Annotated in this window: 24 protein-coding genes; 8 read left to right on the top strand and 16 right to left on the bottom strand. The window is 63.5% G+C overall.

Features of this window, described 5'->3' with window-relative positions:
* Nucleotides 1-223 precede the first annotated feature (223 nt).
* The 3 genes from FHS78_RS17930 to FHS78_RS17920 all read left to right on the top strand — a co-directional run bounded on the left by FHS78_RS17930 (nt 224) and on the right by FHS78_RS17920 (nt 3266).
* Nucleotides 224-1417 carry a porin gene (locus tag FHS78_RS17930; protein ID WP_167095747.1) on the top strand — a complete coding sequence of 398 codons (1194 nt, stop codon included), beginning with the start codon at nt 224-226 and terminating at the stop codon, nt 1415-1417.
* Nucleotides 1418-1541: 124 nt separating this feature from the next.
* Nucleotides 1542-2381 (top strand): sulfotransferase domain-containing protein, encoded by an 840-nt coding sequence (locus FHS78_RS17925; RefSeq protein WP_167095746.1) that lies wholly within the window; start codon nt 1542-1544, stop codon nt 2379-2381.
* A gap of 45 nt (nt 2382-2426) precedes the next feature.
* Nucleotides 2427-3266: a sulfotransferase domain-containing protein gene (locus FHS78_RS17920; RefSeq protein WP_167095745.1), complete on the top strand. Its 840-nt coding sequence runs from the start codon at nt 2427-2429 to the stop codon at nt 3264-3266.
* A gap of 3 nt (nt 3267-3269) precedes the next feature.
* On the opposite strand, the gene FHS78_RS17915 is transcribed toward FHS78_RS17920, so the two are convergent.
* Nucleotides 3270-3908 (bottom strand): thiamine phosphate synthase, encoded by a 639-nt coding sequence (locus tag FHS78_RS17915; protein WP_167095744.1) that lies wholly within the window; start codon nt 3906-3908, stop codon nt 3270-3272.
* Nucleotides 3909-3939: 31 nt separating this feature from the next.
* Here FHS78_RS17915 and FHS78_RS17910 point away from each other — a divergent pair, with 31 nt between their 5' ends.
* Nucleotides 3940-4638 carry a YggS family pyridoxal phosphate-dependent enzyme gene (locus FHS78_RS17910; protein WP_167095743.1) on the top strand — a complete coding sequence of 233 codons (699 nt, stop codon included), beginning with the start codon at nt 3940-3942 and terminating at the stop codon, nt 4636-4638.
* Here the strand turns inward: FHS78_RS17910 and FHS78_RS17905 are convergent.
* Together FHS78_RS17905 and FHS78_RS17900 are read right to left on the bottom strand one after the other, a co-directional pair.
* Nucleotides 4635-5168, bottom strand: coding sequence for a L,D-transpeptidase family protein (locus FHS78_RS17905; protein ID WP_167095742.1), 534 nt, complete (start codon nt 5166-5168; stop codon nt 4635-4637). The genes FHS78_RS17910 and FHS78_RS17905 overlap by 4 nt on opposite strands.
* 39 nt (nt 5169-5207) lie before the next feature.
* On the bottom strand, nt 5208-5972 hold the full coding sequence (locus tag FHS78_RS17900; protein WP_167095741.1) for a hypothetical protein: 765 nt from the start codon (nt 5970-5972) through the stop codon (nt 5208-5210).
* Between the two features lie 435 nt (nt 5973-6407).
* Between FHS78_RS17900 and FHS78_RS17895 the strand changes: the two genes are divergently transcribed.
* Both FHS78_RS17895 and FHS78_RS17890 read left to right on the top strand, forming a co-directional pair.
* Entirely contained in the window at nt 6408-8150 is a 1743-nt protein-coding gene (locus FHS78_RS17895) for a tetratricopeptide repeat-containing sulfotransferase family protein (RefSeq protein WP_167095740.1), read from the top strand.
* Nucleotides 8151-8163: 13 nt separating this feature from the next.
* On the top strand, nt 8164-8850 hold the full coding sequence (locus tag FHS78_RS17890) for a response regulator transcription factor (RefSeq protein WP_167095739.1): 687 nt from the start codon (nt 8164-8166) through the stop codon (nt 8848-8850).
* Nucleotides 8851-8868: 18 nt separating this feature from the next.
* On the opposite strand, the gene FHS78_RS17885 is transcribed toward FHS78_RS17890, so the two are convergent.
* Together FHS78_RS17885 and FHS78_RS19620 are read right to left on the bottom strand one after the other, a co-directional pair.
* Nucleotides 8869-9033: a hypothetical protein gene (locus tag FHS78_RS17885; RefSeq protein ID WP_167095738.1), complete on the bottom strand. Its 165-nt coding sequence runs from the start codon at nt 9031-9033 to the stop codon at nt 8869-8871.
* A gap of 112 nt (nt 9034-9145) precedes the next feature.
* Nucleotides 9146-9619 carry an acyl-CoA thioesterase gene (locus tag FHS78_RS19620; protein ID WP_343042011.1) on the bottom strand — a complete coding sequence of 158 codons (474 nt, stop codon included), beginning with the start codon at nt 9617-9619 and terminating at the stop codon, nt 9146-9148.
* Nucleotides 9620-9745: 126 nt separating this feature from the next.
* Here FHS78_RS19620 and FHS78_RS17875 point away from each other — a divergent pair, with 126 nt between their 5' ends.
* Together FHS78_RS17875 and FHS78_RS17870 are read left to right on the top strand one after the other, a co-directional pair.
* A complete protein-coding gene (locus FHS78_RS17875; RefSeq protein WP_167095736.1) occupies nt 9746-10273 on the top strand; it encodes a Crp/Fnr family transcriptional regulator in 528 nt (175 codons plus the stop codon).
* Complete coding sequence (locus FHS78_RS17870) at nt 10260-10772, top strand: PaaI family thioesterase (RefSeq protein WP_167095735.1); 513 nt, start codon at nt 10260-10262, stop codon at nt 10770-10772. Before FHS78_RS17875 ends, FHS78_RS17870 begins: the two co-directional genes overlap by 14 nt.
* On the opposite strand, the gene FHS78_RS17865 is transcribed toward FHS78_RS17870, so the two are convergent.
* From FHS78_RS17865 to FHS78_RS17815, 11 genes are all read right to left on the bottom strand, one after another.
* Nucleotides 10763-11386, bottom strand: a complete 624-nt coding sequence (locus FHS78_RS17865; RefSeq protein ID WP_167095734.1) for a TetR/AcrR family transcriptional regulator — start codon at nt 11384-11386, stop codon at nt 10763-10765. The two genes, FHS78_RS17870 and FHS78_RS17865, sit on opposite strands and share 10 nt — an antisense overlap.
* Nucleotides 11387-11688: 302 nt before the next feature.
* A complete protein-coding gene (locus FHS78_RS17860; protein WP_167095733.1) occupies nt 11689-12495 on the bottom strand; it encodes an exodeoxyribonuclease III in 807 nt (268 codons plus the stop codon).
* Between the two features lie 37 nt (nt 12496-12532).
* Nucleotides 12533-13168: a hypothetical protein gene (locus FHS78_RS19505; RefSeq protein WP_246220583.1), complete on the bottom strand. Its 636-nt coding sequence runs from the start codon at nt 13166-13168 to the stop codon at nt 12533-12535.
* Nucleotides 13169-13632: 464 nt separating this feature from the next.
* A complete protein-coding gene (locus FHS78_RS17850) occupies nt 13633-14880 on the bottom strand; it encodes a hypothetical protein (protein ID WP_167095732.1) in 1248 nt (415 codons plus the stop codon).
* 159 nt (nt 14881-15039) lie between these two features.
* Nucleotides 15040-16419: an aspartate aminotransferase family protein gene (locus tag FHS78_RS17845; protein ID WP_167095731.1), complete on the bottom strand. Its 1380-nt coding sequence runs from the start codon at nt 16417-16419 to the stop codon at nt 15040-15042.
* A 176-nt stretch (nt 16420-16595) separates the two neighbouring features.
* Entirely contained in the window at nt 16596-16772 is a 177-nt protein-coding gene (locus tag FHS78_RS17840; protein WP_167095730.1) for a hypothetical protein, read from the bottom strand.
* A gap of 63 nt (nt 16773-16835) precedes the next feature.
* A complete protein-coding gene (locus FHS78_RS17835; RefSeq protein ID WP_167095729.1) occupies nt 16836-18212 on the bottom strand; it encodes a glutamine synthetase family protein in 1377 nt (458 codons plus the stop codon).
* Nucleotides 18154-19125: a gamma-glutamyl-gamma-aminobutyrate hydrolase family protein gene (locus tag FHS78_RS17830; RefSeq protein WP_246220582.1), complete on the bottom strand. Its 972-nt coding sequence runs from the start codon at nt 19123-19125 to the stop codon at nt 18154-18156. The genes FHS78_RS17835 and FHS78_RS17830 overlap by 59 nt, the downstream gene beginning before the upstream one ends.
* Nucleotides 19126-19282: 157 nt before the next feature.
* Nucleotides 19283-20065 carry a LolA family protein gene (locus tag FHS78_RS17825; RefSeq protein ID WP_167095728.1) on the bottom strand — a complete coding sequence of 261 codons (783 nt, stop codon included), beginning with the start codon at nt 20063-20065 and terminating at the stop codon, nt 19283-19285.
* Between the two features lie 107 nt (nt 20066-20172).
* Nucleotides 20173-22968, bottom strand: coding sequence for a DNA translocase FtsK 4TM domain-containing protein (locus tag FHS78_RS17820; RefSeq protein WP_167095727.1), 2796 nt, complete (start codon nt 22966-22968; stop codon nt 20173-20175).
* On the bottom strand, nt 22965-24206 hold the full coding sequence (locus tag FHS78_RS17815) for an aminotransferase class I/II-fold pyridoxal phosphate-dependent enzyme (protein WP_167095726.1): 1242 nt from the start codon (nt 24204-24206) through the stop codon (nt 22965-22967). Before FHS78_RS17815 ends, FHS78_RS17820 begins: the two co-directional genes overlap by 4 nt.
* Between the last annotated feature and the right edge of the window lie 119 nt (nt 24207-24325).

Here is a 24325-nt window from a genome sequence, read left to right as displayed (position 1 = left end):
ATCGACATTCCATCGTCATAAGGGGCCGGTGCGCTTGACCCTGAGGGTTATCGACGGATTAATCAGCATACGCGCTCGGGGGGCACCTTGTCGGCCCGGCGAATGTTGCGATCCGGTCGGGCGGCCTGGGCAAGCGTTGGGGGGAAACTCCTTATCCCGCACGCCTCAGACAACCCCGGCGGTTCGTAAATGGACCAGCACTAGCTGCTACTGCGAGGAACACATGAAAAAGATTCTTCTGGGGACGACCGCTCTCGTCTCTGCCGGCCTGGTGGCCGGTCCGGCTCTCGCCGGCGACCCGCTTTCCGTTTCGGTCAGCGGTTCCGTCGTGACCGGCTTCTATGTTGTCGATGCCGATGACGCCGTCGGCGGCACGGGATACCAGGACACCAAAGTCGCGCTCGTCGCCCGTAACATCGACATCATCGCCGAAGGTACGCTGGACAACGGCATGACCGCCGGCGTCGACGCCAAGCTGATGCTCGGCAGCGACTGGAATACGATCCACAATGTTGCTTCTCCGTCCGGCGTGACGTTCCGTCAGCTCTTCGCCTATCTCGAAGGCGGCTTCGGTCGTTTCGAAATCGGTGGCGTGGACGGTGCGGCCTACAAGATGCACTACACCTCTCCGTGGTTCGTGCCGGGTAACGGTGTCGACAGCCCGAACATCTACAATGGTGTGACGAGCACTGGCGGTTCTGCTTCGACCCGTCTGTCGACCTTCTCGCTGATGGCGACGGATGCGAACAAGGTCACCTACTTCACGCCGCGTTTCGCTGGCTTCCAGCTCGGTGCGTCCTACACGCCCGACGTGACGCAGAGCACCACTGGCCCGCGTGCCAGCGGCCGGGGTGTGCTGCCGGCGCTGACCGGTGGCGCCGGCGTTGGTCCGGTCACCGACGTGTTCGAAATTGCCGCCAACTATGCCGGCACGATTGGCGGTCTGGATGTCGGCGTCGACGGTTTCTACGTCGATGGTGACGGCAACGCCACGAATGCCGATCCGAAGGAATACGGCTTCGGCGCGAGCCTCGGCTACATGGGCTTCACGCTCGGTGGTGCCTGGTATCAGAACGAGGACATTGCCGGCCCGACCAACTACGGTGCCTTCACGCCGTCCGCTTCGCTGTCCGACGCGGGTTCGGAAATCCAGACCTGGACGGTCGGTGTGTCCTACGGCACGGGTCCGTGGACTGTCGGTGTTGCTTACATCGAAAGCCAGGACGACTCTTCCGCTACCTCGGCGTTCGGCAGCAATGGTGCCGAAACTCAGGCCTGGCAGGTCGGTGGCGGCTACTCGCTCGGCTCCGGTGTGGACCTCGGTCTCGACGTCCAGTTCACCAGCGACAAGTCTGCTGCTGGTGCGCCGACCTACGACTCCACGTCGGGCGGTCTGGTGCTTGCCGTTTCGTTCTAATCCGAACGAGACATCGAGAATTACGGAGAGCGGGTTTCGGCCCGCTCTCTTTTTTTGAATTCGGGCTTCGTGTCTGTCGGTGGCAAACAGGCACAACGCCGTTGTCAGCCAAGGAACATCACCGATGGGTGCGTTGATCTGGCTCGCGTCCTATCCGAAATCCGGTAACACCTGGATGCGGAGCTTCCTGCACAATCTGTTGCGTGGCGGAGCCACTCCCGTCGACATCAACAGCATGTCGGATTTCTGCCTCGGAGAGTCCGACGCGCAGTGGTATGCGCCTCGAGCGGGCAAAGCCGTCGACGAGTTGACGCCGGAAGAACTAGCGGACGTTCGACCCATCGTTCACCAGGACTTCACAACAGCGTTCCCCGACTCTGTTTTTGTGAAAACGCACAACTTTCTCGGAGAGTCCTTCGGCCGGCCAATCCACAATATGGAAGTGACGGCGGGTGGAATTTACATCCTGCGGAATCCGCTCGATGTGGTGTTGTCCCTTACCAACCACTATGCGATCTCGATCGAAGAAGCGATCGAGATGCTCGACGACAAAGAGATGACGACGGGCGGCAATGAAAAGCACGTCTTTGAATATCTGTCTTCCTGGTCGCTTCATGTGCAGAGTTGGACGCAGCAACCCAACCCGCAACTTCTCGTCGTACGGTATGAAGATCTGCTCGCCAAGCCGCGCAAACACTTCAAGCAGGTTGCCAGTTTTCTGGGCCTGAAACCGCCATCGGAACGGCTCGAACGTGCAATCCGGTTTTCTTCCTTCAAGGCCCTCAAGGCACAGGAAGAAAAAGGCGGGTTTCGAGAAAAGCCCGATAAAGCCCAAAGCTTCTTCCGTGAAGGCAAAGCGGAGCAATGGCGTGAAAAGCTGACGGAAGATCAGGTCCGCCGCATTATTTCCGACCATCGTGAACAGATGGAGCGCTTCGGCTATATTCCGAAAGAATATCTCTGAGTCATCGGAATTCGTACGCCTCACAAGAAACGGAAGGGTCGATAAATGGCTGGTCTGATCTGGCTTGCGTCCTATCCCAAGTCCGGGAACACCTGGATGCGGACCTTTCTCCACAACTTGCTCATGAATACGGACGAACCTGTCAGCCTCGACGAGTTGACGCGTTTTTGCATCAGTGAAGTTACGTCGACGCATTATCGCCGCCGCCTCCAGAAGCCTTGGGATCAGGTTACTCTTGAGGATGTCATGAGGGTACGCAGTGCGGTTCAGGCTGATTTCACATTCGCGAGCCCCGACTCCGTTTTTGTCAAAACGCATAACTATATGGGGGACTGGCTCGGTCTCCCTCTTATCAATCTGAATGTCACCGCAGGCGCCATCTATATGGTTCGTAATCCGCTGGACGTCGTTCTCTCCGCACGGGACCATTTCGATCGTCCGATCGATGAAACGATAGAGATCATGAATAGCGCCGATGGCGGTGTCGCAAAAACCGATCACCATGTTCCCGAGCGATACAATACATGGTCGGCCAACGTCGAAAGCTGGACCAAACACGCCAGCCCACAACTTCTCGTGTTGCGTTATGAAGACATGGTGGAAAAACCAAATGAAGCTTTCGGGAAAGTGGCGAATTTTCTCGGGCTGAATCCGCCGCAAGAGCGGTTGGACCGCGCGATTGCAAACTCCTCATTCGACAAGCTGAAGAGGCTTGAGGAAGAGGAAGGTTTCGTCGAGCGCCCGAAACATGCCAAGGCATTTTTCCGAAAGGGTCAGACAGGCCAATGGCGCGAGGAGCTGACCGAGGACCAGGTTCGCCGGATCATTTCCGATCATCGCACCCAGATGAAGCGCTTCGGTTATATTCCCGAAGAGTATGCCTGACGCTCACTTGTCGAGCAGAAAGCCGATCCCGGCGATGCCGGTGACGCCCGTTCCTTTCAGGCGGCGTATATCCGCGGGGGACGATACGCCGCCCAGGGCGTAGGAGGCGAGGCCGAGGGCTGCGGCGTGTCGGGCGAGCGAGGCCAGGCGCACCGTGCCGAGATGCGCGGCGCCGGGATGGCTTTGCGTGGGAAAGACCGGCGACAGCAAAACGGCATCGACGCCCCGCTGGGCCGCGCGGCGGATCGCGGATCGGGAATGGGCGGCCGCCGTGACGATGAAGCCGGGCCCTCGTTCTTGCGGATCCATCAGGTATCCATCCGTCAACGGATCGATTAGCGCGTATTCGGGCAGGTGCATGCCATGCGCGTGAATGGCAAGGCGCGGCTGGCCTGCCAGCAACAGAAGGCAATTGCGGTTTTCGGCAAGTCTCGCGACATGGCGTATCTCGTCGCGGCCGAGGCGCTGGCCGTAAGCGCGCCAGATCAGGATATTGCCCGGGGGCAGGGCGGCGAGCGCCCGTTCCGGATCGGGCAGGCGGACCGGATCGGTCATGCCGATCAGCGCCGGCGCGCCGTCCGCGTTCAGGCGCCGCGCTGCGCGGGCGAGCGGCGATGCCTTGTTTTCAGGGCCTTGCGGCACTAGCTTCGACCTCCCGATTGAGAGGCTCTAGATGACACGGAACGAGGCGGAACATAAAGAGGAAACGGCGGTGACGCGGCTTGCCGGCGTGCGGCGGAAAATCGCCGCGGCGGCCGGCGAGGCCGGGCGCGATCCGTCGTCGGTGACGCTGATCGCCGTTTCCAAGACGTTCGATGCGCAAGCCATATTGCCCGTCCTCGACGCGGGGCAGCGTGTTTTCGGCGAGAACCGGGTTCAGGAAGCGCAGGGCAAATGGCCCGATCTCAAAACGCGCTTTCCCGATGTCGAGCTGCATCTCATCGGACCGCTCCAGACCAACAAGGTGAAGGATGCGCTGGCGCTTTTCGACGTCATGCACACGCTCGACCGGGAAAAGCTTGCCCGGGTGCTCGTCAACGAGCGCGACAAGGGGGCGTCGCTTCCCCGGCTTTTCGTTCAGGTGAATACGGGCGAGGAAGACCAGAAGGCCGGGCTGCGGCCTGCCGAGGTCGACGATTTCATCGCGTCGTGCCGGGGCGAATGGCAGCTCGAGATCGACGGGCTGATGTGCATTCCGCCGGTCGAGGAAGAACCGGCGCTGCATTTCGCGCTGCTGGAAAAGATCGCGCGGCGTAACGGGCTTGCGAAGCTTTCCATGGGCATGAGCGGCGACTACGAAACCGCGATCGCCTGCGGGGCGACGCATGTGCGCGTGGGCAGCGCCATTTTCGGCAGCAGGGACCGGCTCTAGGCGGAAATCGAGATCATCGTCTCGTCGTCGATACGCGCCAGCAGCGCCAGCATGTCGTCGAGGCGCAACGCGACGCAGCCTTGCGTCGGCTGAAGCTTGCCGTTCTCTTCCTTCGCCTGATGAACGAAGATCGCGCTGCCGGCTTCGGGCACGACCGGATCGTCATTATAGCCGACAACGATCACAAGGTCGTAGAGATGGTCGTCGCGCCACATCTGCTCGGCGCTGGCGGTATAGGGAAAATCCACCGGCCGGTTATAGGCGGGATCGGCGGAGGCGTCGCACCAGCCATCCTTCGGTCCGATGGGGATCAGGGGCAGGCCGGTGTCGGGTGCGCTCATGCGGTCCTGCCGGTAACGCAGCTCACGAAGGGGGAAGGTGCCGATCGGCGTGCCGCCATCGCCTTCGCGTTTCTCCCCGGCAAGTCCGGTCCTGCCGATGGCGCAGGGGAAGGTATGGTCGCCCGCCGTCAGGCGGCCCGTCCGGGCACCCGGCTTTGCCGTTACGCTGATTTCGCTGAGCCTGTCCATGGCGCAAGAGTAAGGGCTCCGGGGCCGCAAAGCCATATCCTATCGGGTGGCCGCCTGCCGCTCGCGCATGTCCATCATGCTGCGGTATTTGTCGAGGCCGTTGGCCATGGCGGCGGCAAACCCCGATGGCGGCACCGGGGCCGGATCGGCAGCGGCCAGGCGGGGTTCGGCGGATTTTGGCGTGGCCGTTTCTGCGCGGGCTGTTCCGGCGGTCGCGGTGTCGTCGCCAAAGGCGGCAAGGATTGCGTTGAAGCCTGCCGGGCTCAGCTGCGGGATCGATGGGTTGCCGGTCCGGGCGGCGGTCTGCTGTACGGGCTTTGCCGGCTCCGGGGCGGTGTCGCGCCAGGGTGTGCCGAGGCGGTAGGCGGTGGCGATTTCCTGTCGGTCGGTGCGATCTTCCGCCGGTGCCGGGTTTTGCGCGGCGTCCGTTTCGCCGCCCAGCGCCGCGACGAGCGCCCGGCCCGGCGAGCGGCCCTCGGCGGTCTGAATGGCGCTGGAGAAGATACCGGATACGAGGCCGAGCGGACCGCCGTAAAGCGCATCGCCCACGACCTGCGCGCTGCCGGAGATGCTGTCGCCGGTCAACGATCGGTAGATTTCGGACACGACCGGGATGTGCTGCAGCGGGTTGGCGATGTCGAGAAGATCGCCGAAGCCGAGGGGCTGCCCGCTATCCGCCATGCGCGTGTCGCCCGCCGCGTCCCGCTGCGTGCGGAGCGCCTCGAAGGCGCGGGAGGCCATATTGTGCTTGCCCGCGCGCGGGTGGAAATCGGGCCTGACGGCGGCGGCGGAAAAATCGGTCATGCGCGGTGCGCTCTTGCGGATTCGGAATGGTTGCCCGTTTCCACGCAATAGGCGGGCCAATGGCCGAACGCAGGGAAATTCCCGTATATTCAAGCGATTGTGAATTGTGCGTGTGCCGCGCAGGGCAGTATTTGCCGGGTCGGCGTTCGATCTTGCCCATTCACCCGGTCGCGGGGCGCAATGCTTTGGCGCCGTGGCGGGCTGTGGCAGATTGGCGAGACGAACGGCGAAAAGGGTAACGAAGACATGGCAAAACCTCCGTCCAAAACACTTCCGGGGCTTCCCGCCGGCCGGCCGGGGCAGGCGAGGGCCGGCGGGCCCGGCCCGGCAGGCTTTGGCGGTGGAACCGTGCCCTTGCCGGGCGCGGCCGGGGGGACGGCGGGCTTTGCGCCGCGACCCGCACAGGCGCCACGGGCCAATCCGCAACAGCTTCTCATGGCGATCCAGCAGGCGGCGGCACTTTACGGACAGGGCCGGATGCACGAGGCCGCGGAGATGGCGCAGCGTATCCTGAAAGCCGATCCGGAATACCCCGATGCGCTGCACCTTCTCGGGCTCATTCTCTATGAGACGGGCAAGGCTGCGGACGGGGAGAAATTCATCCGGCAGGCGCTGGATGCGGCGCGGAAAAAGAAGACGCCCGTGCCCGCCTCGCTCTGGATCAATCTCGGCAATGCCCGGCGCGCGCAGCAGAAATATTCGCTGGCCGAAAAGGCCTATGACGAGGCGCTGAAACTCGATCCGCGCAATCAGGACGCTTGTCTGGAACGCGGTATTCTCAATCAGCTTTGTTTCGACCATGACGCCGCGCTGGCCGATTTCACGAAGGCCATCGAGATCGATCCGCAACGTCTTTCGGCCTATCTGCGGGCGGCGCAGTCTTCGGTGGATGCGGGCCGGTTTCGCAAGGCGCTGGAGCTGTGCGACATCGCGCTGGCGCGGCTCGACCCGCCGCCGGCCGAGCTTACCGCCTTCATCGGCATGGTGCATGAGCGCCTGTCCGAGCTCGATCTCGCCATCGAATGGACGGAACGGGCGCTGGCAAGCGGCGAAGCGAATGCAACCGCGCTCAAGAGCTGGGCCAAGGCGTCGCGGCGCAAATTCCGCAAGGATACGGAGAGGCTCCGGGAAATCCGGTCCCGGCTGGAGGCTGCCGATTTCAGCCAGTTCGAGGCCGACAACCGCCGGGCACTCTATGCGGAGCTGGGGCTCGTCTGCGACGATCTGGGCGATGCGGATGCCGCGGTCGAATGGTTTTCCAGGCAGAACAAGGCGAGCGAGGAGTTCGGCAAGACGGTCGGGATCGATCCGGAATCCTATGTCCGGCAGGTCGATGGGCTGCATGATGCCTTCACGCCGGAATTCGTGGCGTCATGGTCGCCCGTTCCCGGCTCGGGCAAACGAGCCGCGCATCGCGCGGCGCCGGTGTTTCTCGTCGGCTTTCCCCGCTCGGGGACGACGCTGCTCGACCAGATTTTCGACGCGCATCCCGATGTGCAGGCGCTGGAGGAACGGCCCACGCTTGTGGCGCTGGTGGAAAACCTGCGCGCGAAGAAGGCCGGCTATCCCGGATCGCTTGCTTCGCTGAGCGAGAAGGAACGCGACCGGCTTTCCGATCTCTATTACGAAGAGGCGGAAAGACACGGTGTCGATTTCACGCGGCATGTTGTGGTCGACAAGATGCCGCTCGATCTGGTGCATGCGGGGCTCATCCACCGTGTGTTTCCGGATGCCAAATTCATCTTCGCGCTGCGTCATCCCGCGGCCTGCGTACTGTCCTGTTTCATGCAGGATTTCGTGCCCAACGCCTCCATGCTCAATTTCGGTTCGATCGAACGCGGCGCGCGCCTCTATGACAAGGTGATGAGGCTTTGGGGCCGGTATCGCGAGGTGCTGCCGATCGAGGTTCAGGAAGTGCGCTATGAAAATCTGATTACGGATCTTCGCGGCGAGGTGGAACCGGCGCTCGAATTTATCGGGCTCGGCTGGGATGAGGCGGTGTCCGATCCGGCGGCGCATGCGCGCCAGCGCGGCAGCATCCGCACACCCTCCTATGCGCAGGTGACGGAACCGATCTATAACCGCGCGGCGGAACGCTGGCGGCGCTACGAGAAATATCTGGAGCCGGCCCTGCCGCTTCTCAAGCCGCATATCGAGCGGTTCGGCTATTCCCTCTGACACGCGGGCGAAGATGAGCGCGACAAAGAAAATCCTGATCGTCGACGATGACGATGTGCTGCGTGGATCGCTGATCGAGCAGATGGAGCTTTACGAGGAGTTTTCCTGCGCCGAGGCGGCGACGGCCGCGGCGGGGCTGGCGCTGGCCAAGGAAGGGCATTTCGATCTCGTGCTGCTCGATGTCGGCCTGCCGGATATGGATGGCCGCGAGCTTTGCCGCCTGATGCGAAGGGCGGGGATCAATGTGCCGATCATCATGCTGACCGGCGCCGACACCGATTCCGACACGATCCTGGGGCTCGATGCCGGGGCCAATGATTATGTGACGAAGCCTTTCCGCTTCGGCGTTTTGCTGGCGCGCATCCGGGCGCATCTGCGCAGTCACGAACAGAGCGAGGATGCCGTCTTCACCATCGGCCCCTACAGCTTCCGGCCCAGCGCCAAGACGCTTCTGGACGAAAACGGGAAAAAGGTCCGGCTGACGGAGAAGGAAACCGCAATCCTGAAGTTTCTTTACCGCGCGGGCTCGAAAACGGTCGGGCGCGATACGCTGCTCGCGGAAGTGTGGGGCTATAATTCAGGCGTCACTACCCACACGCTCGAAACCCATATCTATCGCCTGCGCCAGAAGATCGAGAAGGATCCGTCGAGCGCTGAAATTCTCGTGACCGAAACCGGCGGTTATCGGCTGATGCCCTGAGGGCGCTCCGTTGCCCGGTCAGGCCGAAACCGTCAGCGACAGGGTGACGATGATGCCGAGCGCGATGGGCGTGGCGATCAGCGCGAAGACGACCAGCGCGCTCGCGCCGAAGAAATAGACGGCGATCATCAGCGCCAGCAGAAGATTGATGCAGAACAGGGTCAGAGCGTCGGGACGGTCCATTACTCACGGGCCTTTCGGAAAACCGGGTGATCGGGTGCTTCCGAGTAAATGACTTTTTCTGCTTCCAATGTGCAGATGGCAATTCGCCGCATGGGGCGGTCCGCAAGGGCGCTCAGAAGGCTTCGCGCGACACCTCGTCCACCGTCAGCGCATAGGTTACGACGAAGTTTTCCGGCATGCGGGTCGGGCGGCCCGTTTCGATATTGATGCAGACGAAATCGGTCACCCCGCGCAGCAGCGTCTTGCCGGTTTCCGCATGGACCATCTGGAAGCGGCGGCGCAAGCGGATCTTGCCATCGTTTCCCGTAATCCATGTCGCGATCCATATCCGGTCGCCTTCATGGCTTGCGCCCAGATATTCGAGTTCGTGGCGGCGGACCACCATGCCGCGATTGAGCGAGGCATAGGCGTCGAAGTCGAGCCCCAGCGCCTTGGAATGCTCCCAGGCGGTCTTGGCCATCCAGGTCAGATAGACGACATTGTTCGTGTGCTGAAAATCGTCGATGTGCTGGGGCTGCACCTCCACCTCATGGATGTAGGGCCGGGGCCAGTCCCACCGGATCTGGTCGTCGTTTTTCTCTGGCACTGTGCAGGGTCCGTGCTGTCGGGGCCGAAATCGCTCCCGCTTTCTTAGCGGGGCCCCCGCCGGAGCGCAAACGGCGCGGCGGAAAACCGGTATCCACATTCCGGTGCGACGCTTTATGCTCGCTCCATGAGCCTGGAGACCATCGTCAGCAAGCTGAGGCGTCACGCGCTGTTTTCCCGTTTCGACAGGGTGCGGCTGGAAGTGATCGCCTTTTCCGCCGAAGCGCTTTCCTATGCGCCGGGTGCGACCGTTTGCGAGGCCGGGACGCCCGCCGACGGCGCCTTGCTGGTGCTGGAAGGCGAAGCGGTGATGTTTCTCGACGAGCAGGGCGAGCGCCGCGCGCTCAGGCTTGACAGCGGAGACCTCATCGGCGAAACGGCCCTGATCGAGCCCAGATCCTGGGAGGCGACGATCCGCGCGGTGAGCGCGCTTCAGGCGGTCCGGCTGCGGCGCGACACGTTTCACAGGCTCATTTCGGAATTTCCGGAGATGGGACAGCTCGTCACGGCGCATATGGCCGACCGGCTGGACGAATTGCAGGACGATCTATGGCGCCTGAAGGCGCGGCTGGGATCGGCGAGGCCGGTCCCCCGCGCGAGGCGGATGGCGGAAGAAGAACAAGGGGAGGGGAGTGGTCCCGATGACGACAAGTGATGCGCCGCAATGGGGCGAGCCGGCCGGAGAGCCCAGGGCCGACTGGCCGCCGAACATTCAGGCGCTCTACAAGCGCCGGGCGCCGGCAAGCGAGTATCTGGGGCTCCATATCATCGATGTCAGCCGGGAGGCGCTGACCGTCGACGTGCTGTTCGAGGCGGGCGAGCAGCTCTGCAATCTCTGGGGCGGCATTCAGGGCGGCATGGTCGCGGCCATGCTGGATGATGTGATGAGCCTCGCGGTCGGCCTCGACCTTGAATGGGGCCAGATCAGCCCGACGCTGGAGCTCAAGGTTTCCATGCTCAACGCCGCGCGGCCGGGCCGCATCTATGGCAAGGGGCGCGTCATCAAGAAGGGCAAGTCGGTCGGTTTCGTGGAAGGCGAACTTTATGCGCCGGACGGGACGCTGCTGGCGACGGCAAGTTCCACGGCGACTTTCGTGACGCTGAAGCGGAAGGAAAAAAAGACCGGAGAGACGGAAAAGGCGTCTCAGGCGTAGCCGTTCTTTTCAAAGAAGTCCCGTGCCTGCGGGCTCAGATGCGTTTCGAACAGCGCGAAATGGTGGCGGATGCCGGCATTGAGCGCGGGCTTGTCGAGCTTCAGGACGTTGCGCGTTTCGCGCAGGAAACTCGGCCAGTAGCGCACCACCATCCAGACATTGTCGGCCAGCGGCACCAGCTCGTCTTCCGGCAGGGTGAGATGCCCGGCCTCGATCATGTCGTGCAGAAAGCCGATCACCGCCCGGGTGGTCATGTCGTAGATGCCCGAGATGCGGCTTTCGAGATCCGGCGCTGCGCTGCCGTACTCCGCCTGGTCGCGATAGAGATACTGATAGGTCCAGACCTCCTCGAACATCACGCGATTATAGCGCGCATAGTCTTCCAGGACGGTTTCGGGCGTGCTGTCGATCGCGTTGCGCTGGTCGATCTGGGCGAAGAGCGCTAGCTGGTGCGCGCGCACGAGGTCGCGCTTGGTGCGGAAGTGGTACCAGAGATTGCCTTCCGAGATGCCGACATCCTCTGCGATCCGCGCCGTGGTGACCGCGTCATAGCCCAGCTCGTTGAAGAGCTTCAGGCTGTTGGAAACAATTCGGTCCTTGGTCTTGGGTGCCATGGGGTTTCTTGCTTTTGTTTTCCGCATTGCATCCGGTGCGGGTCGCACCGCGAGCGGCCGAAAGCCCGGCGCCTCCCTTATTTGTGCCAGTTTCGGCGCCAATTCACAAACTTGTCACTAGCGGAAACCGGCCAAAATCCGGGCTTGCGCGTCTAGGGCAGATACCCTACTTTAGGGGCCTCACCCTAATAAGAACCGGGTGGCGCTTTCCCCCTATTTGGCGTCAAAAACCGGCTGGACGTGAGGAACCCCAGGAGCGGGCACCGAGGCGGCACCCCCTATAATAAGGGCTGCCCCACAGCCTAGAGCCGCAGCGTCGCGATTACCGGCGCATGATCGGAGGCCCGCTCCCATCCTCTCGCTTCTTTCAGAACCTGCATGGATGTCGGCGCGTCGGCGAGAGCCGGTGTGACCCAGATATGGTCGAGGCGGCGACCCCGGTCGGACGCTTCCCAGTCCTTGGCGCGATAGCTCCACCAGGAATAGAGCTTTTCGTGCTCGGGCACGAACCGGCGCATGACGTCCACCCAGTTATGCGAGGCGATGACCTCGTTCAGCAGATCGACCTCGACGGGGGTGTGGCTGACGACTTTCAGCAATTGCTTGTGGGACCAGACATCGTGTTCCAGCGGTGCGACGTTGAGGTCGCCCACCAGCACCATGCGGGCTTTGGATTTGTTGCGGTGGCCCTTGTACCAGTCCCGCATCTCGCCCATGAAGTTGAGCTTGTGGGCGAATTTCTCGTTCTTGTCCGGGTCCGGCTCGTCGCCGCCGGCGGGCACGTAGTAATTGTGGATCCGCAGGCCGCCCGGCACATCGAGATCGACCGAAACGTGGCGGCTGTCGCCCATTTCGCAGAATTCGCGCGAACTCGTCGCCGTGAAGGGAATGCGGCTCACCGTGGCGACGCCGTGATAGCCCTTCTGGCCGCAAACGGCCATGTGTTCATAGCCGGCCTTTTTCAGCGCCTTGTAGGGGAAGTTGTCGTCGGTGCATTTGATTTCCTGCAGGCACAGCACGTCGGGGGCATGTTCGGCCAGCAGCTTCTCGACATGGTTGATCCGCAGGCGGACGGAATTGATATTCCAAGTAGCGAGTTTGAACTCCACGGGCGACTGGCTCCGTTTTTCGAAATGGGTGGGCGTTTCAGAAGAGGTTGAGCGTAAGCCCGGCAATGCCGATGGGCCAGCGTCCGCGCGCGAAAAGCGTGAATTTGCGGCGGAAGGGGTGATCGTGCTCCTCCTCCGCGATGAGCGCCAGCGCGGCATTATGGGCGGATTGCAGCGCGGCGCCCGCGGCGGCGTTCAACAGCCCCTCGTCGCTTATGTCCCAGAAATGCGCGGCGTCGCCGACGGCCTGGCGCATGCGCTGGCCCAAAAGCGCGCTGACATGCGTCATGGCGATGGAAAGCCCCTGTTCGCTGACGCGCTCGACGGCCTCCGCCGCGAGCGCGGCCCGCAGGCCTTCCTCGGCCTCCCACTGAAGGGGCTCGATGTCGAGGGTCATGGCCGCGTCGGCGGCTTCCTCCCAGTTGCGGATGCGAGCGACCTCGGCGTCGGGAAAACCGAGCCCGTCGAGATAGGAGCGTGCCAGCGCCCGCGTTTCCTTGTCGAGCGGGCGGCCGAGATCGGAGAACCAGGGCAGGCTTACGGCTTCTTCGGCAAAGCGCCTGAGGCCCGCCAGGACCGGCAGCTCGGATTCCAGCGCCTCCAGTTCGGCGTCCGAAATGGTGAAGGTCTGGCCCTGAGGCTCATTGTCGTTGGAGTAGAAGTCGTCGGACATGGTCCCGCTTATACAGATCGTGGCGGGGAGCGGAAAGCGGGAGGAGGTCGGCGCGGGCATAAAAGTAGCGCCCCCAAACCGATGAAAAAAGACGGCGGGCGCATAAAAGTAGCGCCCCGCCGGGGGGAGACGGGGCGCTACCGCGCATCTTCTTGCGCGGGGGCGCCGGGAGGGGAAGCCGGCGCCTTGGTCGGGACTTTCGCGAGAGGCATCGGGGGGCTTTGCCAGACGCGATTTTCGATGTCCCGGCCTTGTAGAGAGTATTTAGGCTTGAAGCCCGAGCGTTTCAATGGGGATTTATGGGTAATCGGTAATTTTGGGTTAACGATTCGACAGCATGAAAATATATTAATAATCAATAGCTTATTGGATAGGCAGGTGCGGCATCAGGCACCGGCCCGGGCGATAGGGCGGCAGCCGGGCACCATCCGCAGCGCAAAACTCGGGTATTCGCCGTTTTAGCGTCAGGACGGCAAAATCGCCAGAACCGCGATGGCGGCGACATTGAGCACGATCCCATAGGTCGCCAGCAGCCCGAAAACGGGCCGGATCGGCTCTTTCACTGCGAGCGCCAGGGCGAAAAACATGACCGGCATCCAGTCCAGCGTGAAGCGCTGGGTGTTGTACTGGGAGTAGCCGTTGCCGTGATAGAAGAGCGTGATCCCGGCGATCAGCGCGGCGCAGAGCGCGCCGACGACGACCGGCCGCGTGGCCGGGGCGAAGATCGCCAGCAGGACGAAGGGGCTCGCCGCTATGATCGAGGTGCCCATCGGATCGAAGGCGACGATATCCAGGAAGTCCGGTCCGCCCCACTGGACGTGGAAGCCCTGCAAAAACAGATAGACCGCGTTGAAAGGCACATAGTCTTTCGAAAAGAGCCCGATATGCGTCAGCCGGTAGTTGATGAGCGACCAGTGATCGAGATCGGGCGCGGCGATATAGGCATAGCCCGTCTGCATCGGATCGCCGAAGCGCAGCCAGTTATAGGTCAGGTAGACGGCGATGGCCCCGGCGACCGGCAGGCCGAGTTTCAGCGCGCGGACGATATGCGCCTTGCCGAATGAGATGAGCGGCTCCCGCGGTGTCAGCGACAGCGCGAAGAGGAACGGCACGAGCAGGATCGACATCTGGCGGCAGAGAAAGGCCGCGCCGATGAAGATGCCCGCGCGAACGAGGCTCATCCCCCGCAAGACTTCATGCAGCGCCGCGGAGACCAGCAGGAAGTCGATACTGTGCGCGAAGAACCAGACCTTGTCGGCGCGCAGCGTGACGTAGAAAAGCGGGCTTGCAAAAGTGAGGGCGAGCAGCAGCCAGAGCGCGGTTTCGCGGCGGACCTCCATGGCTTCGAGAATGCGCCACCAGAGCCAGAGCGAGGCGGCGAGCGCGACGACGCCGATGATCATGAAGTGATGGAAGCCAGGTCCGAAAGCGGCCACGAAGGGCATGGCGACGATGGCGGGCACGGGGGGAAAGACGATGTAGCGTTTGCCGTCGAATTTCGCGCAATCGCTGTCGAAACATTTGTCGACATCGAGACGGCCCTGCAGAAACCCGTCCGCCAGCGCGGCATAGCTGTTGCTGTACCCGGTCTCGACCGTTGTCTGGCGGCCGATCGCCATGGCGAGGAGCAGGGCCAGCAGCACGGCGACGACGAATAGAAATTTTTCCCGGAACCGCATGGACGCGGCGTCCTGAGTGGAAATTTCCGTCATTCACGTCACCCCGTTCGCGGTTCGCCGTCCGGTTCCGCTGCCCGGTTTCGGGGCGGCGGGCGGTTCGGTCTCGTGCACGAGAATGCCGGGCAAAGGTTTCGGAATGTTTGCCCCGGCGGATGGAAAGGTCCGCCGGGGGTTTTTGCGGTTTTCCGGGTCCTAGAGGACGCCGAGATCCTTTGCGGTCAGGTCGATGCAGCGGCGGGCCAGCTCGAAAAGCTCGTCGATCTCGGCCTGCGAAATGACCAGCGGCGGGCTCAGCACCATGGTGTCGCCGATGGCGCGCATGATGAGGCCCTCGCGGAAGCAGTGATTGCGGCACTGGCCGCCGACATCCATGTCGCCGGGGAATTTGGCGCGGGCCGCCTTGTCCTGCACCAGTTCGATGGCGCCCAGCATGCCGACGCCGCGCGTTTCGCCCACCAGCGGGTGGTCGGCGAGTTCCGCGAGCTTCTTCTGGAAATAGGCGCCGGTGTCGCCGCCCGCCTTCTCCACCAGCTTTTCGCGCTGGATCAGCTCGAGATTGGCCAGCGCCACCGCCGCGCAGACCGGATGGCCGGAATAGGTGAAGCCGTGGGACCATTCCTGCGGCGAGTTGAAGAGCGTGTTGCCGACGCGCTCGCCGAAGCCCAGCGCCGCGATGGGCTGGTAGCCGGACGAGAGCCCCTTGGCCATGTTGATCATGTCGGGCTCGATGCCGAAGGTGTCGGAGCCGAACCAGTTGCCGGTGCGTCCGAAGCCGCAGATCACTTCGTCGACATGCAGCAGGATGTCGTATTTGCGGCAGATGCGCTGGATCTCTTCCCAATAGCCCTTCGGCGGGATGATGAGGCCGCCCGCGCCCTGCACGGGTTCGGCGACGAAGGCCGCCACGTTTTCCGCACCGAGTTCGAGGATCTTGTCCTCGAGGCTCTTCGCGGTCTTGAGGCCGTATTCCTCCGGCGTCATGTCGCCGCCTTCGGCGAACCAGTCCGGGCAGTCAACATGGACGAAGCCCGGCAGCGGCAGGTCGGCCTGCGGGTGCATGGAGGTGAGGCCCGAGAGCGAGGCCGCGGCCATGGTGACGCCGTGATAGGCCTTTTTGCGGGCGATGAAGATCTTCTTCGATGGCTTGCCTTCGAGGTTCCAGAAATAGCGGATCGCCTTCACGGCGCTGTCGTTTCCTTCCGAGCCGGAATTGGCGAAGAAGAAGCGGTCGATGCCTTTGGGCGTGACCTCGGCGAGCTTTTCGGAAAGCTCGGCGACATAGGGCGTCGTGGTCTGGAAGAAGGCGTTGTAGTAGGGCAGCTCCTTCAGCGCCTTGTAGCCGGCCTCGGCCAGTTCCTCGCGGCCATAGCCCACCTGCACGCACCACAGGCCGGCCATGCCGTCGATCAGGCGTTTGCCTTCGGAATCGTAGAGATAGACGCCTTCGGCGCGGGTGATGACGCGCGCGCCCTTCTCGGCGAGATCGGCATGGGTAGTGAAGGGATGCAGGTGGTGGCGGGCGTCGATTTCCTGCCAGCGTTTGGTCTGGTTGGAAGGGGCAGCTTGAGACATGAAGTGGCTCCGGGTCCGAAGAGAATAAGAAATCAGCGGAAAAGAACGCGCGGACGTTTCCCCGCGCGACGGAGCAGGCCTAGGGGTTGTAGCCGATGCGGGCGCACAGGATCAGCAGGTCGCGCTTGGGCATGAAGCCGATCACTTCGGCTGGGCGCTTCTCTCCGCGGGGGCTTCTAAGCATCGGAAAACAAGCTCCTGAATTTCGCCATTAGCTGCAGCATCACCGCAGCAAATAGCGGGGCGATCATCAGCGCTCTCAGCCACACCGAATCCGTACGGACGAACAAGATCAACCCGACGCTGATCGCCCATAGTGGTAGCCATAACCAGTCGCGCAGGTGCTTGTTCATAAATCTGATTTTATCCGAAGCGCTTCGAGGGTGCGAGTCTCACCCTCTCAGCGCCTCGATGCCTCACACATTCAGCAGCAGATGCTCGCGCTCCCAGGCGGAGATGACCTGCTGATAGGCTTCGTGTTCGGTGTTCTTCACATCCATATAGACCTGCGAGAAACGCTGGCCGAGGACTTCGCGCAACTCGGTTGCGGTGCGCAGATGGTCGAGCGCGTCGAGCAGATGGCGCGGCAGTGCATAGCGCTTCGATTCATAGGCATTGCCCTTCATTTCGCGGGTGGGCGTCAGCTCGTTCACCATGCCGAGATAGCCGCAGGCCAGCGTTACCGCGATGGCGAGATAGGGGTTGGCGTCGGCACCCGGCACGCGGTTTTCGACCCGGCGTCCGACACGTTTGGCATCGGGAATGCGCAAGCCGACCGTGCGGTTTTCGTGGCCCCAATGCGTGTTGATGGGGGCGGCGAGGTCTTTCACGATGCGGCGGTAGGAATTCACATTGGGTGCGATGAGCGGCATGGCGGCAGGCAGATATTTCTGCAGGCCCGCGATGAAGGAAAGGAAGAGCCGCGTGTCCCTCCCCTGCTTGCTCGCGAAAAGATTGTCGCCCTTTTCCGCATCCACGATCGAGGTGTGGATGTGCATGGCGCTGCCCGGCTCGCCCTCATAGGGCTTGGCCATGAAGGTCGCATAGATACCGTGGCGCAGCGCCGCCTGGCGCATGGTGCGCTTGAAGAGAAAGGCCTGGTCGGCAATTTCCAGCGGGTCGCCATGATCGAAATTGATCTCGACCTGGGCGGCGCCGGATTCGTGGATCAGCGTATCGATGTCGAGATCCTGCGCCTCGCAGAAATCGTACATGTCCTCGAAGATCGGATCGAACTCGTTCACCGCGTCGATGCCGTAGGACTGGCGCGCGCTTTCCTGCCGACCATTGGCGCCGATGGGCGGCTCCAGCGGATAGTCCGGGTCGATATTCTTGGCGGCGAGAAAAAACTCCACCTCCGGCGCGCAGACGGGCTTCCAGCCGCGTTCCTCGTAAAGATCGAGGATGCCTCTCAGCACATTGCGCGGCGCGATGAGGACCGGCGTCTGATCCTTGTAATTCGCATCGCAGATGATCTGCGCCGTCGGTTCGTCATACCAGGGCACGACGCGCACGGTCTTCGGGTCCGGATCGAGCGTGATGTCGGGTTCCAGATCGTCCAGCACGTCGCTGTCGATATAGTCGCCGGTCACGGTCTGGCCGAAAATCGATTCCGGCAGGCGCAGCGTGCGGTCTTCGAGGCTGGCGACGAATTTGCGGGTGGGAAGGATCTTGCCGCGGGCGATGCCGGCCATATCCGACACCATGCATTCGACTTCCGTGATCCGGTGGTCCTTAAGCCACTTGATCAGTTCTTCGCGTGTTTCCGGCTTGCTGTTGTTGCTGGCCGCCATACGACACCTGATTTTCCTTTGCGGCGTCCCCCGGATGACTGCCGTGATTTTCGTCGGGCCCGGAAATTCCGGTCCGGGGAGGCTCGGGAACGATGCCCGCGGCCTCGCGCACCGCATCGCCGAAGGCGCCGAAGAGCGCCTGCGATACGGGATTGTCCCAATAGTGCCATTCGGGGTGCCACTGGACGCCCATGGCGAATGCCTTCGCGCCGGCGACGCGCATCGCCTCGACCGCCCCGTCGGGCGCGCGGCCCTCGACCAGAAGGCCCTCGCCCACGCGGTTCACGCCCTGGCCGTGCAGGGAATTCACCTCGATCTCGGTCGTGCCGAGAATGCGCTCGAAGGCGCCGCCCTCTTCCAGCGCGACCTTGTGCGCCGGTCCATATTGTTCGTCGAGCGGCGCGTCCTTGTTCTCGCGATGATCGAAGCGCGGCGCGTAGCCTTTCTCGGCCTCGCTCTCTTCCAGGTGCTGGAAAAGCGTCCCGCCATAGGCGACGTTGAGTTCCTGAAAGCCCCGGCAGACCACGAAAAGCGGCACCGCCCTTTCCACGCAGGCGCGGATGAGCGAGAGCGTCAGCGCGTCGCGCTGCGGGTCCAGCAACACGCCTTCGCGCGGCTCGGCCCCGTCATAATGCGAGGGGTGCACGTTGGAATGCGACCCGGGCAGGAAGATGCCGTCGCAGAGCGCGAAGATTTCGTCGAGATCCACCTCCCCGTCCAGCGGCGCGCGCGGAAGGGGCAGCAGCACGGGCTGGCAGCCGGCGGCGCTGTCCACGGCGGCGATGTATTTTTCGCCGACGGCGTGGAACGGATGGGGCCCGAGCATCTTCACGTCGCAGGGAATGCCAACCACTGGACGCTTTTTGGTGGGGCGCTTCTTTGCCGGTCTCGATACGGATGAATTCTGGCTCATGAGGGGATCAGGTTACCATGCCGGTCGCGGGCGCGGTCAAGCGGGCTCACGAGGCGCCGAACCGGCCGTGTCGAGGATATTAGACGGTTTCATACGAGGCGGCTTTGGGGGCGAGAAGCCGGAATGCCGCCCCGGCCCTGTTGCCAGGGGGCGGTCGTCAGTTCTTGGTGCCGCCGATCGCAGGGCGCTGATCGTCGCGCAGGACGAAGAGCGCATTGTCGGCCTCGACCCCGGCGCGGACATTGCGCAGCGCCACGGTGGTCTGGAGGCCTTGCGCATCCGTCACCACCCATTGGCGAAGCTGAAGGCTCGGCCGGTCGAAAACCAGCGTCACCGTGCCGGGCAGTCCGTCGTCCTTGCCGGTCAACTGGATGCGCAGCACGCCCGGCGCCTTTTCGACGTCGAGCACATTGGTCTGGGCCAGAAGATCGACCTTCTCGTCGAGAATGGGGGCAAACGGCAGGGAACTCAGCGGAATGCGCTGGGCGGGGGCATCGCCTTCCTTCACCGCGACCCAGAAGCCGTCGGCGACCACAAGCTGGTTTGCCGGCGGATCGTATTCGAAACGGGCGCGGCCGGGGCGGCGGATGAAGAATTTGCCCTGCGCCATGGAGCCGTCCGCGCCGATCTGCAGGAAGTCGCCCTGCAGGCGTTTCATCCCGTTCAGATGGGCGTCGACTTCTTTCACGGCGGCGATGTCGGCGGCGCTCAGATTGCCGGGCGCCGCGGCGGCTTCCTCGCGCGGGGCGTCCGCCCGCGTTTCGGCATTGGCGGCGCTTCCGCCGGCGCTCAGCACGGCGAAAGTCAGTATGCCAAGCCCGATCACGGCGGCGGCATAAAACCAGCCCTGACGGGCGCGGTTGTTCTCACCTGGTATGTGATGCTGCTTCGACATGGGTGCAAAGCTAGCGATGGTTTGTGGCAAAATCTGGCTATCCATTGGGCGTTCTATGGGCGTTACTGCGGCTTTCCGGGGCCTTTTCGTGGAATTTCATGATGGCTCCCTCGCAATGAAAGCAAGGTAAACCGGCCCGGAAAACAAATATTTTACGAGTGGTCGCCGACCAGAACCTCGCGTTTGCCCTGATGATTGGGCGGGCTGACCACGCCCTGTTCCTCCATCATTTCGATGAGGCGCGCGGCGCGGTTGTAGCCGATCTGCAAGCGGCGCTGAATGTAGGAGGTCGAGGCGCGCTTGTCCCGCGCCACGATCGCCACGGCCTTGTCGTAAAGCTCGTCGCCGGAGCTGCCGCCATCCAGCGACAGGCCGTCGCCCTCGCCCCCTTCCGGCTCGGCGGTGATGGCGTCGAGATATTCGGGCACGCCCTGCTTCTTCAGGAAGCTCACCACCTTCTCCACCTCCTCGTCGGAGACGAAGGGGCCGTGGACGCGGCGGATGCGCCCGCCGCCGGCCATGTAGAGCATGTCGCCCTGACCGAGAAGCTGCTCGGCGCCCTGTTCGCCCAGAATGGTGCGGCTGTCGATCTTGGAGGTCACCTGGAAGGAGATGCGGGTCGGGAAGTTCGCCTTGATGGTGCCGGTGATGACGTCCACCGAGGGGCGCTGGGTCGCGGTGATCATGTGGATGCCGGCGGCGCGCGCCATCTGCGCCAGGCGCTGCACGGCGGCCTCGATCTCCTTGCCCGCGACCATCATCAGGTCGGCCATTTCGTCGACGATGACGACGATGAAGGGCATGGGCTGGAGATCCATTTCCTCTTCTTCGTAGATCGCTTCGCCGGTTTCCTTGTCGAAGCCGGTCTGGACGGTGCGCACCAGCACCTCGCCCTTGGCGGCGGCCTCGCCCACGCGGTTGTTGTAGCCCTCGATGTTGCGGACGCCGACCTTGGACATTTTCCGGTAGCGGTCCTCCATCTCCTTCACCACCCATTTGAGCGCGACCACCGCTTTTTTGGGGTCGGTCACCACGGGGGCCAGAAGATGGGGAATGCCGTCATAGACGCTGAGTTCCAGCATCTTGGGGTCCACCATGATGAGTTTGCAGCGGTCGGGCGGCAGCTTGTAGAGGAGCGACAGGATCATGGTGTTGATCCCGACGGATTTGCCCGAGCCGGTGGTGCCCGCGATCAGCAGATGCGGCATGCGCGAGAGGTCGGAGATGACCGCTTCGCCGCCGATATTCTTGCCGAGCGCGAGACCGAGCCTTGAGTTGTGGCTTTCATATTCCTGCGTTTCGAGCAGCTCGCGCAGATAGACCATTTCGCGCTTGGCGTTGGGCAGCTCGATGCCGATGGCGTTGCGGCCCGACACGACGGCGACGCGCGCGGAGACGGCGCTCATGGAGCGCGCGATATCGTCGGCCAGCGCGATGACGCGGGAGGATTTGATGCCCGGCGCGGGTTCCAGTTCGTAGAGCGTGACGACGGGCCCGGGGCGTACATTGATGATCTCGCCCTTGATGCCGAAATCGTCGAGCACGGATTCGAGCAGGCGCGCATTCTGCTCCAGCGCGTCGTCGCTCATCTTCGCACCGCCGCCCCCTTTCGGCGGGGTCAGCAGCGAAAGCGGCGGCAACTGATAGGGGCTTTCCGGATCGAGCGCGAGCGAGGGCTGCGCTTCGGCGGCGGCGCGCTTGGAGGTCTTTTTCTTCGGCGCCGTGCGGCTCACCTTGGGGGCGGGTTTGGTGGACGCGGTCGGCTCCACCCGCCGGGCGCCGGCGGCGCGCTCGCGGCGCGCGGACGCCTTTTTGCGGCGCGGCGTTTCTTCCTCGTCGTCCTCGTCGTCGGCGTTGCGGCGGCCGAAGCCCGTATTGTTGCGCGCGGCCTCGCGTTCCTCTTCGCTCAGCGGCGCGAAATCGCCCCGGCGCAGCAGCCGGTCGGTGAAATCGGTGACGCTGTCCGACAGGGTCCAGATCGCCATGCGCAGGCGGCCCGGTTCGAGGTCGGGACGGTCGAAGATGTCGTCGTCCCCGTCTTCTTCGTCCTCGTCTTCGTCCGCGCGGCGGCGGGGACGGCTGACGGCGCCGGCCCGGTAGCCGGCTGGTTCCTCGCGCCGGGCCTGCGCGCGTTCGGAGCGCGCATCGGCCAGACGGCTGAACAGCGCCGCCACATCCTCGCGCCGCAGGTCGATCGCATAGCCGAGCGCCAGCACCGCCACGGGGCCCATGACGATCGCGGTCAGCACATAGGCGCCGGTTTCGCCAATGAAATTGACGAAAAGGCTGAGGCCCAGCGCGGCGAAGATGTCGCCGAGAAAGCCGCCCAGTCCCGACTGGAGCTGCCAGTCGAAAAGCCGCGGCATGGTGCCGAAGAAGCAGGCGGCGGTGAGCGTTCCGCCCAGCCAGGCGGCGACGCGGAAAACCGGATGGCCGGGTGCGCGATGGGACAGGAGCCGCCAGCCCCAGGCCATGAGCGGGATCAGGAAGAAAAGCGCGCCCAGTCCCAGCGTCTGGAGCAGCACGTCGGATGCATAGGCGCCCGGCAGCCCCATCCAGTTGCCCGGCAGATTGGACGTCGCGTTGTTGAAGCTCGGGTCGTCGATGGAGAAGCTGGCGAGCGCCACGAGGCCGAAAAGCCCCAGCCCGGCCAGTACGAGGCCGGCCAGTTCCTGCAGCCGCTTCGCGCAGAAATCGCGAATGGCGGGCGGCAGATGGCTCAGCGGGTTCGCAAGGAAACGTCTTACCAAAGCTGTTCCGTTCGTCCTGTTGCGGGCGGACCGGGCCGCGGATCCGCGCGTTGTGCCGGTGCCGCGCGACCGGCTGCCCCGCGCCGCCGTCTTGGCGGTTTTCCCCTTCCCCGCCTTGTTGCGGGCGGTCGCGGGTTTGCGGGGGGCGGATCGGCTTGCGGACTTCGTCTTCTTGCCACGCTCGGAGGAGACGCTCACAACACCTCCGCCATGCGGGTCAGGGCTTCGCCGGTTTTCTCCTCATTGTCGACAAGCGCGACGCGGATATAGGCCGCGCCGGGATTCGCACCTTCGTAACCGATGGAATCTTCGCGCGAGAGATAGGCTCCCGGCAACACTTTCACGCCGCCTTTCGCCCAAAGCTCGCGCGCCGCGGCCTCCCCGTCGCCGACATCGAGCCAGAGGAAGAAGCCGCCCGCCGGGCGGTAGAAGCCGAAGCGGTTGCCCAGAATGCTCTCCGCGAGGTCGATCTTGCGGCGATAGAGGTCGCGGTTTTCGGCGGCATGGGCGTCGTCGTTCCAGGCGGCCGTGGAGGCGGCGAGTATGGGCAGCGGCACCTGCGGCGCGCCGATATTACGGAAGGCGCGGAAGCGGGTCATGAAGGCCTTGCCGCCCGCGCAGAAGCCGGAGCGCAGGCCGGGCAGGCTTGAGCGTTTCGACAGCGAATGAAAGACAATGAGATTGTCAAATGGGTCCGCACCGGGCTTTGCCGGGCCCAGCTCCAGCGCGGCCTGAAGTGCACCGGGCGGCGGGTCGCGGTCATAGATGTCGGCATAGCACTCATCGAGCGCAAGCAGGATGCCATGTTCGCGGGTCAGTGCGATGAGGCGCTTCAGATAGTCCATATCCGCGACCGCGCCTTGCGGGTTGGCCGGGCTGCAGAAATAGATGACCGAGGTGCGGGCGAGGAGATCCTCCGGCAGCGACCAGAAATCCGGCAGGAAGCGGTTTTCCGCCGTCGCGGCGAGATAGACCGGCTCCGCGCCCGCGGCGAGCGCGGCGGCGGCATAGCATTGATAGAAGGGGTTCGGCATCAGCACGGCGGGGCGCTGGCCGTTCTTTTCGGGCGGGGTCGCCACCAGCGCCATGTTGAAGAGCGCCTCGCGCGTGCCGTTCACCGGCAGGATCTGCGTGTCCGGGTCGAGCGCGTCGCCCACGCCGAAGCGGCGGGTCAGCCAGCCCTGCACGGATTTGCGGAAATCGGGCGTGCCCATGATTGGCGGATATTTGCCGAAAAGGGCCGCATTCGCGTTGATTTCGTCCAGCACGAAATCCGGAAAGGAGTGCTGCGGCTCGCCCAGCGAGAGGATGAGCGGCGGCTTTCCCGGCTCGATTCCCTCGATCAGCGCATTGAGGCGCGGAAAGGGGCTGTCGGGCAGGGCGTCGAAACGCGAGGCGTCTGCGCGTTTTCGGGCGTGAATCTCCGTGTCGGTCATGACGCTGCCGGCTCTCGAGCCTGTTGAAAAGAATGCTTCGGATGTCCTCCCGGTCGCGGGCGACGGGAATCGGGAACGCTTCGGGCTGCGAAGCGTGGGCGATCTTAAACAGCCCGGCA

This window comes from Parvibaculum indicum (genome assembly GCF_011762095.1).
In the GTDB taxonomy this organism is placed as follows: domain Bacteria; phylum Pseudomonadota; class Alphaproteobacteria; order Parvibaculales; family Parvibaculaceae; genus Parvibaculum; species Parvibaculum indicum.
Note: the sequence above shows the minus strand (reverse complement) of the source record. Positions and strands in the feature narration are given on the sequence as shown.

Excerpts from the sequence above, each read along its gene's own strand:
- FHS78_RS17930 (WP_167095747.1), top strand. The coding sequence starts at position 224 with ATGAAAAAGATTCTTCTGGGGACGACCGCTCTCGTCTCTGCCGGCCTG.
- FHS78_RS17925 (WP_167095746.1), top strand. The coding sequence starts at position 1,542 with ATGGGTGCGTTGATCTGGCTCGCGTCCTATCCGAAATCCGGTAACACC.
- FHS78_RS17920 (WP_167095745.1), top strand. The coding sequence starts at position 2,427 with ATGGCTGGTCTGATCTGGCTTGCGTCCTATCCCAAGTCCGGGAACACC.
- FHS78_RS17910 (WP_167095743.1), top strand. The coding sequence starts at position 3,940 with ATGACACGGAACGAGGCGGAACATAAAGAGGAAACGGCGGTGACGCGG.
- FHS78_RS17905 (WP_167095742.1), bottom strand. The coding sequence starts at position 5,168 with ATGGACAGGCTCAGCGAAATCAGCGTAACGGCAAAGCCGGGTGCCCGG.
- FHS78_RS17900 (WP_167095741.1), bottom strand. The coding sequence starts at position 5,972 with ATGACCGATTTTTCCGCCGCCGCCGTCAGGCCCGATTTCCACCCGCGC.
- FHS78_RS17895 (WP_167095740.1), top strand. The coding sequence starts at position 6,408 with ATGGCGATCCAGCAGGCGGCGGCACTTTACGGACAGGGCCGGATGCAC.
- FHS78_RS17890 (WP_167095739.1), top strand. The coding sequence starts at position 8,164 with ATGAGCGCGACAAAGAAAATCCTGATCGTCGACGATGACGATGTGCTG.
- FHS78_RS17885 (WP_167095738.1), bottom strand. The coding sequence starts at position 9,033 with ATGGACCGTCCCGACGCTCTGACCCTGTTCTGCATCAATCTTCTGCTG.
- FHS78_RS17875 (WP_167095736.1), top strand. The coding sequence starts at position 9,746 with ATGAGCCTGGAGACCATCGTCAGCAAGCTGAGGCGTCACGCGCTGTTT.
- FHS78_RS17870 (WP_167095735.1), top strand. The coding sequence starts at position 10,260 with ATGACGACAAGTGATGCGCCGCAATGGGGCGAGCCGGCCGGAGAGCCC.
- FHS78_RS17865 (WP_167095734.1), bottom strand. The coding sequence starts at position 11,386 with ATGGCACCCAAGACCAAGGACCGAATTGTTTCCAACAGCCTGAAGCTC.
- FHS78_RS19505 (WP_246220583.1), bottom strand. The coding sequence starts at position 13,168 with ATGTCCGACGACTTCTACTCCAACGACAATGAGCCTCAGGGCCAGACC.
- FHS78_RS17850 (WP_167095732.1), bottom strand. The coding sequence starts at position 14,880 with ATGACGGAAATTTCCACTCAGGACGCCGCGTCCATGCGGTTCCGGGAA.
- FHS78_RS17845 (WP_167095731.1), bottom strand. The coding sequence starts at position 16,419 with ATGTCTCAAGCTGCCCCTTCCAACCAGACCAAACGCTGGCAGGAAATC.
- FHS78_RS17840 (WP_167095730.1), bottom strand. The coding sequence starts at position 16,772 with ATGAACAAGCACCTGCGCGACTGGTTATGGCTACCACTATGGGCGATC.
- FHS78_RS17835 (WP_167095729.1), bottom strand. The coding sequence starts at position 18,212 with ATGGCGGCCAGCAACAACAGCAAGCCGGAAACACGCGAAGAACTGATC.
- FHS78_RS17830 (WP_246220582.1), bottom strand. The coding sequence starts at position 19,125 with ATGAGCCAGAATTCATCCGTATCGAGACCGGCAAAGAAGCGCCCCACC.
- FHS78_RS17825 (WP_167095728.1), bottom strand. The coding sequence starts at position 20,065 with ATGGATAGCCAGATTTTGCCACAAACCATCGCTAGCTTTGCACCCATG.
- FHS78_RS17815 (WP_167095726.1), bottom strand. The coding sequence starts at position 24,206 with ATGACCGACACGGAGATTCACGCCCGAAAACGCGCAGACGCCTCGCGT.